The 12,447-nt window shown below is 72.4% G+C and carries 11 protein-coding genes; 5 read left to right on the top strand and 6 right to left on the bottom strand.

Annotated elements, in window-relative coordinates; translation table 11 throughout:
- Window positions 1–801: NAD(P)-dependent oxidoreductase (locus AWZ10_RS13800; RefSeq protein ID WP_060891187.1), on the bottom strand; the 801-nt coding region annotated here is incomplete at its 3' end.
- A gap of 204 nt (window positions 802–1,005) precedes the next feature.
- On the opposite strand from AWZ10_RS13800, the gene AWZ10_RS13795 reads away from it, so the two are divergent.
- Window positions 1,006–1,974 (top strand): TauD/TfdA dioxygenase family protein, encoded by a 969-nt coding sequence (locus AWZ10_RS13795; RefSeq protein WP_060891186.1) that lies wholly within the window; start codon window positions 1,006–1,008, stop codon window positions 1,972–1,974.
- A gap of 379 nt (window positions 1,975–2,353) precedes the next feature.
- Here AWZ10_RS13795 and AWZ10_RS13785 read toward each other — a convergent pair whose 3' ends face one another.
- The 4 genes from AWZ10_RS13785 to AWZ10_RS13770 form a co-directional block, all read right to left on the bottom strand.
- Window positions 2,354–4,369 carry a copper resistance CopC/CopD family protein gene (locus AWZ10_RS13785; RefSeq protein ID WP_060891184.1) on the bottom strand — a complete coding sequence of 672 codons (2,016 nt, stop codon included), beginning with the start codon at window positions 4,367–4,369 and terminating at the stop codon, window positions 2,354–2,356.
- 296 nt (window positions 4,370–4,665) lie between these two features.
- Window positions 4,666–5,166 carry a cupin domain-containing protein gene (locus tag AWZ10_RS13780; protein ID WP_060891183.1) on the bottom strand — a complete coding sequence of 167 codons (501 nt, stop codon included), beginning with the start codon at window positions 5,164–5,166 and terminating at the stop codon, window positions 4,666–4,668.
- Between the two features lie 84 nt (window positions 5,167–5,250).
- Window positions 5,251–5,874, bottom strand: a complete 624-nt coding sequence (locus AWZ10_RS13775; protein WP_060891182.1) for a GNAT family N-acetyltransferase — start codon at window positions 5,872–5,874, stop codon at window positions 5,251–5,253.
- Window positions 5,864–8,161: a penicillin acylase family protein gene (locus AWZ10_RS13770; protein WP_060891181.1), complete on the bottom strand. Its 2,298-nt coding sequence runs from the start codon at window positions 8,159–8,161 to the stop codon at window positions 5,864–5,866. The genes AWZ10_RS13775 and AWZ10_RS13770 overlap by 11 nt, the downstream gene beginning before the upstream one ends.
- Before the next feature lie 79 nt (window positions 8,162–8,240).
- Here AWZ10_RS13770 and AWZ10_RS47670 point away from each other — a divergent pair, with 79 nt between their 5' ends.
- From AWZ10_RS47670 to AWZ10_RS13750, 4 genes are all read left to right on the top strand, one after another.
- Window positions 8,241–9,125 (top strand): siderophore-interacting protein, encoded by an 885-nt coding sequence (locus AWZ10_RS47670; protein ID WP_060891180.1) that lies wholly within the window; start codon window positions 8,241–8,243, stop codon window positions 9,123–9,125.
- 157 nt (window positions 9,126–9,282) lie between these two features.
- A complete protein-coding gene (locus AWZ10_RS13760; RefSeq protein WP_046709245.1) occupies window positions 9,283–9,876 on the top strand; it encodes an HhH-GPD-type base excision DNA repair protein in 594 nt (197 codons plus the stop codon).
- Window positions 9,877–10,234: 358 nt separating this feature from the next.
- Window positions 10,235–10,531 carry a type II toxin-antitoxin system VapB family antitoxin gene (locus AWZ10_RS13755; protein ID WP_003999914.1) on the top strand — a complete coding sequence of 99 codons (297 nt, stop codon included), beginning with the start codon at window positions 10,235–10,237 and terminating at the stop codon, window positions 10,529–10,531.
- A 180-nt stretch (window positions 10,532–10,711) separates the two neighbouring features.
- Window positions 10,712–11,356 carry a LytR C-terminal domain-containing protein gene (locus AWZ10_RS13750; protein ID WP_046709246.1) on the top strand — a complete coding sequence of 215 codons (645 nt, stop codon included), beginning with the start codon at window positions 10,712–10,714 and terminating at the stop codon, window positions 11,354–11,356.
- Window positions 11,357–11,423: 67 nt separating this feature from the next.
- Here AWZ10_RS13750 and upp read toward each other — a convergent pair whose 3' ends face one another.
- A complete protein-coding gene (gene upp, locus AWZ10_RS13745) occupies window positions 11,424–12,059 on the bottom strand; it encodes a uracil phosphoribosyltransferase (protein WP_037689427.1) in 636 nt (211 codons plus the stop codon).
- Window positions 12,060–12,447: the final 388 nt, after the last annotated feature.

Here is a 12,447-nt window from a genome sequence, read left to right as displayed (position 1 = left end):
GGCGGCGCCGGCGGCGGCGACGTCGAGGCGTACGCCGTGTCGCCGGCCGGCCTCGACGATCAGACGGGCGTCCTTGGCGGCGGTGGACACGGCGAAGGAGGCCGGGGAGAGGCGGCCGTCGAGGATGAGCGCGGACTTGGCGCGCAGGTAACCCATGTCGAGCGGGCCGCCCTCGATGATCTCGAAGAAGGACTGCGGGTCGACGTCGAGGGCCTTGGACAGGGCCAGGACCTCCCCGGCCGCGTTGGTGGCGGCGAGCACCCAGCTGTTGGCCACCAGCTTGAGCCGGGTCGCGGTGCCCGCCGCGCCGTCCTCGCCGGTCCAGACGGTACGGGCGCCGACGGCGTCGAAGACAGGGGTCACCGCCGCCCGCCCCTCGACCGGCCCCGCGGCCAGCACGGTCAGCTGCCCCGCCTCCGCGGGCTGCCGCGTGCCGAGGATCGGGGCGTCGAAGAAGACCAGCCCGTGCTCGCCGGCCCACGCGGCCAGTTCGGCGACACCCTCGACACCGGCGGTGGTGGACTGGACCCAGGCCGTGCCCCGGCTCAGCGCGGGCGCCGCCGCACGCATCACGTCCAGGGCGGCGGCCCCGTCGTACAGCACCGTGAGCACCACGTCGGCACCCCGCACGGCCTCGGCCGGGCTGTCGACGACCTGTGCGCCGTCCGCGGCGAGCGGCTCGGCCTTCTCCCTGGTCCGGTTCCACGCCCGTACGGCGTGACCGGCGCGGACGAGGTTGCGGGCCATCGCGGCGCCCATGATGCCGGTACCCAGGACACTTACGGTGAGCTTGTCGGTCATGACGTCAACTTCCTGCCGCGTACAGTGCGTTGGCAGTTTCGCAGCCCGGGGTGGGCCGGGAGGCGGTACGACACCGGGCAGTACGACCAGCACGCGGCGCCTGAGCACAGGAGGGGTTGAAGGGGCGTGACCTCTGGGGAGGGGAACGGGTAGGAGCGGCGGGGGCGATGCAACCGGTGTGACCGACACGGTGAAGGGTGAGCGATGACGACCATCGACGCAGTGGGACCCCCCGGCGGCCTCGACGTGCGCCCGGCCTCCGGGTACATCGGCGCCGACATCCACGGCGTGGACCTCGCAGGCCCGCTCGACGACGGGACCGTCGCCGGTGTCCGCGCGGCGCTGCTCCGCTGGAAGGTCGTGTTCTTCCGGGGGCAGAGGCTGGACCACGCCGGCCAGATCGCGTTCGCGCGCCGCTTCGGGGAGCCGATCCGGCTGCGTTCACGGGGCTCGGTGTCACCCGCCGGGCACCCGGAGATCGAGACGACGGCCGACCGTCAGGAGCTGGGCCGCAAGCACGGCATGGACCAGGCCGAATGGCTGGAGCGCCGCCGCCACTCCACCCTCCGCGGCTGGCACGCCGACCACACCGCGCGTATCGACCCGCCCGCCCTGACCCTGCTCCGCGCCGAACGCGTGCCCCCGTACGGCGGCGACACCACGTGGGCCGACCTCGCCACCGCCTACGCGGGCCTGTCCGAGCCGGTGCGCCGGTTCGCCGACGGGCTGCGCGCCGAACACCGGCTCGGCGTCGGCTATCTCGCCCGCTCCGGCCCCGACCCGTACCTCCGCCACCTCCAGGACCACCAGGTCGCGTCCGTCCATCCCGTCGTCCGCGTCCACCCCGAGACCGGCGAACGGATCCTGTACGTCAACCCGTACTACGTCGAGAACATCGTCGACGTCACCCGGGCCGAGAGCCGGCTCCTGCTGGAGATGTTCGTCGAGCAGATCACGCGCCCCGAGTACACGGTCCGCTTCCGCTGGGAGCCGGGTTCCGTGGCCCTCTGGGACAACCGTGCCACCGTCCACCTCGCCCCCAACGACACCGCCCACCTGGACTTCCCGCGCATCATGCACCGCGTCATGGTCGCCGGGGAGCCGCCCGTCGGCGTCGACGGCACCCCGTCGAAGTCCCTCTGCGGCGGGCCCCTGCACGAGCGGAGCGACTAGCCCCCGGCGAGCGGGGGGCCAGAACGCCCGATTCCGGTGCCCGGCACCTCATGGGTGACCTACTCGTCGGAACCTGCTCCTGGACGGACCACGCGCTGCCGGCCTGCGGCCGGTACCCGCACGGCCATCACGACGCCGGGCCCCGACTCCGTTACCGGGCAAGGGGTTCCCGGTCGTCGAACGGTTCCCGGTCGTCGAACGGTTCCCGGTCGTCGAACGGTTCCCGGTCGTCGAGGTGGACTCCGGCTTCTGCGCCCTGCCCAGCCGCCGCAACAGCCTCCTCCTGGCCCGCAGGACCTCCGCCGTACCGGACCGGGTGCGGTTCGCCCACGCCGTCGGGCCGTTGCGGCCGGCCGGACGTCTCGATGCCCCGGCCCGGCTAGCTCACCCGTACCGACTTCTCCACGGTGACCTGGTCGATCTCCGTCGTACGGACCGTGAGCTTCATCGTCCACTTGCCGGGCAGGGGGAGCTGGAGGTCGTCGGTGACCCAGTAGCCGCCGCGGTCGGTGATCTTCGCGTCGATCGGGCCGATCTTCTGGGCCCGCAGGGTGAAGGTGAGACGCAGTTCGGGGACGGTCGCGATGCCGTTGTCGGGGCCGAAGACCACGGCCTGCACGGAGTTCTTGCCCACGCGCCCGGGACCCAGGTCGATCTGGACCTTGCCGTGTCCGTTCGGCGTACCCACGTCGAAGGGGATCGTCGTCGAGGAGGCCGTGACCCCACCGGCCGCCCCGCCCGCGCTCTCCTTCGCGATCTCCGCCGCCGCCCGGCCCGGCAGGGTTCCCGTCAGCACGGTGGTGATCACCAGCACGACGACCGCGACAGTGAACTCCGCGAGAACGGAACGCCTGAGGCCCTGCCGCAGGGGATCGGCAGCCGAGGGGTCCTCCGCAGCCGAGCCCTCCCTGTCGCCCGGGACGGCGTCGCCCAGGCCACCGGAGGGCCCGTCGGCACCACCGTCCGAAGCCTCGCTGTCGGTGGTCCCCACCCGCTCGGGCCCCCGCGCCGCCACCGCCACGGTCGCCCGCGCGGTGACCTCGGCCCGATCGGCGGCCTGTACCGACTCGCCGGCCTGCACCGAGGCAGTCCTCACCGGCTCGGCGACCGTCGTCGACGCGGCGCCCTCGGCGCCCTCGGCGGACCCGACGGCCTCTGCTGGACCGGCAGCCTCATCCACCGCACCGGCCTCCGCCGAAGCCTCCCCCAGCCGTCCCGTCCAGCGCCGTGAGAACGCCGCCGCCACCAGCAGGAGCAGCACCGCGACCAGCTTGGCGACGAGGACCTCCCCGTACGCCGTGGAAGTGAAGGCGGACCAGGAGCCGAGGCCGCGCCAGGACTGGTAGACGCCGGTGACGACGAGGACGATCACCGAGACGAAGGCGAGCCGGGAGAAACGGTTGACCACGGCGGCCGACAGCGTGTTCGGCGCCCGGTACAACACGGTGAGCAGCGCGGTCAGCCCGCCCAGCCAGACGGCCATGGCGAGCAGGTGCAGCACCGAGGAGGTCATCGCGACCGGCACCTGGATACCGGCGGAGGCGTGCTCGGCGGCCGCCCAGGTTCCGGCGAGACCGACGGAGAGCAGCGCCCCACTGACGAGCGCGCCCTTGCCCCACTCCTCCCGCCCCCTCTCCTGTCCCTGTTCTCCCCGCTGCCCCTGCCCACGTACGCGGACGAGAAGGAGGGCCGCCACCGCGAGCAGCGCCAGCCGGGCCAGCAGGGCGAGGCCCGGCCGGCTCACCATCGTGTCGCGCAGGACGGAGAGGTCGAGGGCTGCCCCGACGCCGGTGCCCCGCTCGTACGGTCCGCGGAGCAGCAGCAGAACCGCCGAGGCCAGCAGCAGCGCCAGCCAGCCCGCCAGCAGCAGCCTGCGCAGCGCCTCGCTCGGGCCCCCGAGCACGACCGCCAGGAAGAAGGTCACGCCGATGAGCAGGGCGAGGGCGCCGTACGCGAAGTAGCGGGTGATGTCGTAGAGGGAGGAGGTGAGCGGGTCCTCGGTGAGGTCGGCGGGGAGGACCGCGGCGGTCGCCGAGGGCTCACCGATCGAGAAGAGCAGGGCACCCGAGATGGGGTGGCTGTCGGCCGAGACCACCCGCCAGGCGATCGTGTACGTGCCGTCGTCGAGGCCGGTGGGGAGGGTGACGCTGGCCGTGTCGGCCCGGCCGCCCGCGCGCCCCGGCTTGCCCGTGTCGACGGCCCGGTTCTCCGGGTCGACGACGCGGATGGAGTCCTCCAGGAGGCTTACCGACTCGGTGAAGCGGAGGGTGATGTCCCGGGGAGCGGCGTCGAGGACGCTTCCGTCGACGGGGTCGCTGCCTTTGAGAGCGGCGTGCGCGGACGCGGTACCCGCCCCGCCGAGGAGGAACAGGACCAGCACGGCGCCCAGCAGCACCAGGCGCTGAACCCCTCGGCCCCGGCCACCGCCGGTCCGGCCTCCGAGTCCACCGGTGGCCCCGCCGGTTCCGCCATGTCGCCTCGTGCCTCTGTCCCTGTCTCTGCTTCCATCGCTGTTCCCGACCCTGTCCATGGCCCTGTCCTCGACTGGGTCGCTGTACCTGCCTCGGTCCACGTAGTGCTCCGGATCCACGGTCGCCGGCTCTCGGACTCCTCGAACAGGTACGGACGGCACGAACACCGCGTTCAACGCGATCCGCACCGGCCCACCCTGCCCACCAAGCATCCCCGGGGCTACGCCCGCCCCAGCTCCCCTACTTCGGCGGCCCGGTCCGGGTACACTCGCGCCAGCTCGGCGGCGTCCCCGTGCTCGTACCCCTCGAACGTGAACCCCGGCGCCATCGTGCACCCGAACAACGTCCAGCCCTCGCCCCCGTCCTCGCCACCACCACCGGGCAGGACCCTCGCACCCATCCAGGTCCCCGCGGGCACGACGTACTGCACGTGCTGCCCGTCGAGCACGTCCGGCCCGAGGACGACGACCCGCGAGGACCCGTCCGGGGCGAGAAGCAGCATCCGCAGCGGATCGCCGAGGTGGAAGTGCCAGATCTCGTCGCCGGGCAGCCGGTGCAGCGCGGAGTAATCGCCGGGTTCGCTGGTGAGCAGGGCGACGATCGCGGTCCCTTCCGGCCGCCCGTCGGCCCGCTCGGGCCCCGCCCAGGTCTGACGGAAACGGCCGCCTTCACGCGGTATGGGCTCCAGCCCGTAGTGCGCAATGAGGTCTTCGGGAGTCATCCGCCAGAGGCTACGCCCACCACCCCGGGCCACCGATCGAAGCCACTGCCGAAGCCGCTGCCGCTGCCGCTGCCGCTGCCGAAGTTACAGCCGAAGTTCCTGACCGCACACGGTCTCTCTCCGCAGGAACGCCAGCCGGGCCCGCTTCTCGGGCAGATACACGTCCGGCAGATCGATCTCCGGCAGTACGACGACCGGCCCGCGCTCGAACCCGTGCCGCGCGAACCGCGCGATCGCCCTCTCGTTCCGCTCGTCCGGATCCACGACGACCCGCGGCCGGTCCAGCCCGACCAGGACGTACGACGTGAAGACCGCCAGCACCGAGGACGACCACCCCGGCCGCCCTCCGCCGTCCCCGGCGGGCGCCAGCAGCACATGGACGCCGATGTCTCCGGGCTCGACCTCGTAGCACTCGCCGACCCGGTCGGCCTCCGGTTCGTACGTCTGCAGCAGCCCGACGGGCTCGCCGTCGTGCACCGCGAGGTAGGCGTGGTGGGTGTCGAAGGCCTCCAGACCCTCGTACGCCTCCCGCACCTGCTGCTTCGTGAGCCCGTTCATGCCCCAGAACTCGGCCCTCGGCTCACTCACCCAGCCATGGACCACCTCGGCATCGGCCCTCGCGTCCAACGGCAGGATCCGCACGGTCCCGAACCCGTCGACCACCTGCTCATGAACGGCCGCACGGCCGCCGTACGACTCAACGGTCATGGCGCTTCTCCTCGCAGTCCTGCTGCTTCTTGCTGCCCTGGGTGCTCTGGTTGCTCTGGTTGCTCTGGTTGCTCTGGTTGCTGTTGCTGCTGTGGTTGCTCTCGTCGTCCTTGGTGAGGCGGTTCCAGTCCGTGACGACCGGTACGAGGTCTCCTCTGAGCCACAGGGGGAGCTGATCGCGGTGGTGGGCCGATCCGCCCACGCCGGACGCCCCGAACGGCACCACCCAGAGGCTGTCCTCGCGCCGCGCAAGGTCCCAGACGTAGCGGGCGGCGGGGCCGCGGGCGCTGAGGTCGGTGATGCCGGGGACGGCGGAGGTGCAGAGCACGCAGTCGTGGTCACCGGCGAGACCCGGCTCGTAGGAGGCGTCCGGGTCGTCGCCCGGGAGCGCGCGCCACGGCACGAGCCGGTGACGGTCGCCCCAGCGTCCGGACCCGGCGCCGGCGACCTCCTCCAGCGCCTCCCGCACGAGCCCGGCGCGGTCGATCCCGTACAACTCCTCGGCCCTGAGCAGATGTTCGAGCGCGAAGCCGATCCGGACGGTGAGCGAGAGCCACGGCCGGAAGACCTCGGGGTACGTCGGCGGAACCGTCAACGCCGCGAAGGCGGGCTCCGCCACGAGCCGCCGTACGACCGCCCCGCGCAGAGCCGCGTACGCCGCCGCCTCGACGCTGTCGGTCTCCATCCGCCGGTCCCAGCACAGGAGTCGGTCGCGCAGCGCGGCTGCGGCCGAGCTGAGGTCCGTAGGTCCCTCGGGACCGCCCTCGGCGGTGTGGGTCGTGCCGCTGGTGCCGGTGGTGTCGGCGAGGGCGGTCACACGGTCCAACAGGGGCCCGGCGGAGGCCAGATGGGTGTCCATGTGGATGGCGGGCATGTCGGAGGCGGACCACAGCCGCTTCTCGTTCAGCAGCGTGCGGATGCGTTCGGCGCGGTGCGGCGGGGCGAACTCGACGCCCAACGGGGTCGCCGGACCACGCTGGTTGGCCATCACCGCGACGCCGTCCTCGAACGTGCCGTACGGCGGCTCGTGCCACCCTTCCCACTCGTGCCCCGGCTCCCAGGCCGCGACCACCCGCGTCCGGTTCTCCCGGCTCCGCACCGGCACCCGTCCCGCCACCCGGTGCAGCACCCCGCCCCGCGTGTCCGCCGCCTGCACGACGTTCACCGGCTCGGCCCACCGGTCGAACGCCCGGTCCACGTCGGCGACTTCCCGGGCCCGGAGGAGGGGGAGCAGCGCGCTGAGCCCGAGGTCCTCGGTGACGCGGGGCGGGTGACGGAGGCTGAGGGGAGCGACCGGGTCGGGGGCACGGGGATCCGGGCCCCCGATGACGACCGGCCCCCGGGCGGTCTCGATCACGTCCACCTCGACGGGCTCCCCGCCCGCGACCTCGACGACCTCCACGTGGCGGTGCACGGTCCGCCACACCCCGTCCGGATCGAGCGCCTCGACCGCGCCCCCGTTCCCGTACCGCAGCCGCTCCCGGTACAGGTCCTGGTAGTCGGCCATGGCGTTGGTGATCGCCCAGGCCACCTCGCCGGTGTGGCCGAAGTGGGCGATGCCGGGCATGCCCGGGACGGCGAGGCCGACGACGTCGAACTCGGGGCAGGAGAGGTGGATCTGCTGGTAGACACCGGGCTCCTCGATGAACCGGTGCGGATCACCGGCGATGACGGCCTGCCCGGTGGCCGTACGGGACCCGTCGACGAGCCACCCGTTGCTGCCGGAGGTGGCGGGCCCGTCGGTGGCGAAGAGCCCGACCGCGTCGGCACCGAGATGCCGGACGGCCTCCTCGCGCCAGAGCTTGGCGGGGAACCCGGCGAACAGGATGTGCGTGGCGAGCCAGACCCCGAGCGGATGCCAGGCCTCCCAACGCCCGGGGACGAGCCCGGCGCGCTCGAACTCGGGCGCGCGCCTACCGCCTTCGGCCAGCCCGTCGTTCACACCCTCGACGTACGCCCGGACCCAGTCGGCGGTCTCCGGATCCGTTCGCTCCAGCCGGGCGAAGCATCTTCGAGCCGTGTCCTCCAGCCGGGCCCGTCGCGCGAACCGGTCCCAGCCGAGGGAGCCGACGCCGAGAAAGGCGGCCGAGGTGCCCTGGGCACGGTGGCGTTCGACCTCCAGCTGCCAGGCACGGTCGAGGGCGGTGACCCGGCCCTGCGCGTGGGCGAGCGATCGGACGTCGGCGGCGCGAAGGTGCGGGATACCCCATGCATCGCGATACGTCCCGTATGCCGCATGGCTCAAAACGATCCGCTGGGCCTGCCCCTGCGCACCACTGTCCCGCATCTCCGCACCCTACCTATGAATTAGGTTAGCCTCACCTAAGCAATCCGTGATCAAAGCGTACGTGAAGGGTGCAGAAGCCATGGGGCAGGGGCACGGTTGGGAAGGGGCGGTCCTCAAACTGCTCCGGGGGAAGGACTTCGTCTTCACGGTGACCGGTGCGGAACAAGTCACCGAGCACTACCGCCGGCTCCACCTCGGCGACGGCGGCATGCTCGCCGTGACCGGCGTCCACCCGACGATGTGGGTACGCCTCTGGTTCGACGCCGCCGGCAAACCGCACCAGCGGGCGTACACCCTCGTCGACCCCGACCCGGCCGCCGGCACCTTCAGCCTGGAGTTCGCCCTCCACGACGGCCACGCCAGCGACTGGGCCCGCGCCGCGAAGCCCGGCGACACGATCGAGGCCACGGTCCACGGCACCGCCTTCACCGACCCCGACCCGACCCCCTCCCACATCCTCGCCATCGGCGACCCGGCGTCCCTCCCAGCCCTCAACTCCCTCCTCGACGCACTCCCGTCAGCCCCGGCGACGATCTGGTTCGAGACGTCGACGGAGACGGAGACGGAGGAAGAGGGAGAGGAAGGAGCGGTGGAGGTTTCTGCGGCTACGGCTGCGATGGAGCCGAAGGCGGACACCGACCCGGCACGCGCGGCCTCCGAGGCAGGCAGGGACCTCGAAGCGGGCAGGGCATCCGAAGCGGGCGGGGCCTCCGTGGCAGGCGGGCTCCCCCTCCGCCTCGACCCCACCCGCCACGACTTCCGCCCGGTCCCCCGCGAGGACGCCGGCGCCCGTCTCCTCACCCAGGTGAGGACCGACGCCCCCGCGCTCCTGGAGAACACCCCCGCCCCCTACGTCTGGATCGCCTGCGACACCGCGACGACCCGCTCCCTGACCGCGTACTTCCGCAAGGAACTGGGCCTGCCGAAGCACCGGATGCACGCGCTGGGCTACTGGCGCCCGTAACTCCACGGCGCACACCCCGCCCCGCCCCACCCCCGGACAGAGCCGCAGGACTACGGCGCGGCCTCCGCCCCCAGCTCCGCCACACGGACCGAACCGGGGCCGGGTCCGGGGCCGGGTCCGGGCTGCGGCGTACCGCCCGTCGAGCGATCATCGGGGCATGAACGTCACCCTTCACCTCGCCCAGGACCCCGAGGCGGACGAGCTCCTCGGGCGCAGTCCGCTCGCCGCGCTGGTCGGCATGCTGCTGGACCAGCAAGTGCCGATGGAGTGGGCGTTCAAGGGCCCGCGGACCATCGCCGAACGGCTCGGCGCGGACGACCTGGACGCCCACGAGATCGCGGTGGCCGACCCGGAGTCCTTCGTCGCACTGCTGTCCACGAAACCGGCGGTACACCGCTACCCCGGTTCCATGGCCAAGCGGATCCAGCAACTGTGCCAGTACCTCGTCGACCACTACGACGGCGACGCGAGCGCGGTCTGGCAGGACGCGACGACAGGCGAGGAGCTCCTCTCCCGCCTCGAATCCCTCCCCGGCTTCGGACGGCAGAAGGCCCAGATCTTCCTGGCCCTGCTCGGCAAGCAACTCGGCGTCCACCCCACCGGCTGGCGCGAAGCCGCCGGCGCCTACGGCGACCCCGGCTCCTTCCGCTCCGTGGCCGACATCAAGGGCCCCGACTCCCTGGCCAAGGTCCGCGCCCACAAACAGGAAATGAAGGCAGCGGCCAAGGCGGCGAAAGCCTCCGGCAAGTAGCCGACAACAGGTCCCCCCGCCCCGCACGGGCGAGCCCGGCCGACACGGGCCCCGCCCCGGCGGGGGCCCTCGCGTCTCCACTCCCGGGCGGCATCGCGTCGCCCCTCCGGAGAGGTCCGGGCGAAGCCCCGAGGAAAGCCCGAGGAAGCCCCTGGAGTAGCCGGGGCTCGACCCCGGAAAATCCCCGGCGGCGTCTCGCGACGCACTCCCCGTCCCCCGAACGGACCCCGCCGAGCACCCACGACCGCCACCGGACCCTCACAGAATTACCGCTTTGCCCCACTACGCGATGCCTTTCGGGGGTCGCACTCCGTCGCCATGGCTGCGCCCGGAACGTCTCGACCGGTAGGCTTTCCGTGTGATCTTCAAGCGCATCGGAAACGGCCGGCCGTACCCCGACCACGGCCGGGAAAGCACCCGGCAGTGGGCGGACGTCGCACCGCGCCCGGTCCGCCTCGATCAGCTCGTGACGACCAAGGGGCAGCTGGACCTGGAGACCCTCCTCGCCGAGGACTCCACCTTCTACGGCGACCTCTTCGCGCACGTGGTGAAGTGGCAGGGCGATCTGTACCTGGAGGACGGCCTCCACCGCGCGGTCCGCGCGGCCCTCCAGCAACGCCAGGTGCTCCACGCCCGCGTCCTCGAACTGGACTAGTCCTTTACCGGAAGCCGCCGCGGGGGGCCTTGCCACCGTCGCAGGCGGCTTCGACCCATGCCCGGACAGCCCCCCGTTGGCCCTTTCGGGTTGGACTGCAGCGCGGTGAATGATCATCTAGTAGGCATCGCCGTCCAACGGCACTACGCTGCGCCCATGAGCATGCTGACTCCTCCTGGCATGGGCGGCCAGTACCGGATCACGGGGGACAAGTACCCGAGGCTGCGCCGGCCCAAGAGGCGTCGCAGGCTCGTCCTCTCGGTCGTCGCGTCCGTGACCGCGCTGGGCCTCGTCGGCTGGGGAACCCTGCAGCTCATCGATGTCTTCACCGGTGACGAGGACCAGGCCGCCGCGGCCGGACCCAAGGCGGACTGCGCGTCCCGGGTGAGCCCGTCCCCGAAGGCGAGCGGGTCGGCCGGGAAGTCCGGGGCGTCCGCCAAGGGCTTCCCGGCCCCCGGCGGGATCACCGTCAACGTCCTCAACGCCACGCCCCGCTCCGGCCTCGCCAAGGAGACCGCCGACGAGCTGAAGAAGCGCGGCTTCCGCATCGGGAACGTGGGCAACGCGACCAAGGAGTACGACAAGAAGGTCAAGGGCGCCGCGATACTGCTCGGCGCGAAGGCCGCCGAGAGCGCGGCACTGCCCGTCCTCAACACCCAGCTCACCGGCGCGCAGCTGAAGACCGACAGCCGTAGGAAGGCCACCGAGGTGGACCTCGTCATCGGCACCGGCTTCAAGGCCCTCAGCAAGCAGAAGGACGCCGACAAGGCCCTGGCCGACCTGACCAGTCCCGAGCCGACGCCCACCCCTGCGAAAACCTGCTGACCTGCTACACCTGCTACACCTGCTACCTGCTGACCGAGCCCCGTAGGGAGCCCTTCCCCTTACGGGGCTATTCGGCGGCGCCGTACAGGCGGTCGCCCGCGTCTCCCAGGCCCGGCACGATGTAGCCGTGCTCGTTGAGGCGCTCGTCGACGGCGGCGGTCACGACCGTCACCGGGGCGCCCGCCAGCTCGCGCTCCATCACCTCGACGCCCTCGGGGGCGGCGAGGAGCACCACGGCGGTCACGTCGTCGGCGCCGCGGGCGATCAGCTCACGGATCGCGGCGACGAGGGTGCCGCCGGTGGCGAGCATGGGGTCGAGGACGTACACCTGGCGTCCGGAGAGGTCCTCGGGCATGCGGCTGGCGTACGTGGAGGCCTCGAGCGTCTCCTCGTTGCGGATCATGCCCAGGAAGCCCACCTCGGCGGTCGGCAGCAGCCGGACCATGCCGTCGAGCATGCCGAGGCCGGCCCGGAGGATCGGCACGACGAGCGGGCGCGGGTGGGAGAGCTTGACGCCCGTGGTCGAGGCGACCGGCGTCGTGATGTCGACCAGCTCGGTGCGCACGTCCCGCGTGGCCTCGTAGGCGAGCAGGGTGACCAGTTCGTCGGCGAGGCGACGGAAGGTCGGGGAGTCGGTGCGCCGGTCGCGCAGCGTGGTGAGCTTGTGAGCGACCAGAGGGTGGTCGACGACGTGGAGACGCATGTCCACAACAGTAACCGGGGCAACAACCCCCAGCGCCCCCGCGCCGTCCACCACCCACCGCACCCCTCCGATGGCATCAAACCCCCCGTCGGAGGGAAAGTGGGATGAATGGAGCGGCGACGGAACGACCCGACGCCTGACGGTGGTGAGCCCATGCCAGACCCGAACAACGCTTCCCGACGCCTACGCGGCGCCGACAGGGCGCCCGACCGGAAAGCGGCCGCCGACCAGCGACCGCCGGCCGAGCGTGGACACCCGCCAGACAAGCCGACACGCACGAGCGGCGGGACGACGCGGACGGCCGACAGGGCGGCACGTACGAGCGGCGGGACGACGCGGAACGCCGACAGGGCGACCCGCACGAGCGGCGGGACGTCCCGGACGGCAG

This window comes from Streptomyces europaeiscabiei (assembly GCF_001550375.1).
GTDB classification, from domain to species: domain Bacteria; phylum Actinomycetota; class Actinomycetes; order Streptomycetales; family Streptomycetaceae; genus Streptomyces; species Streptomyces europaeiscabiei.
Note: the sequence above shows the minus strand (reverse complement) of the source record. Positions and strands in the feature narration are given on the sequence as shown.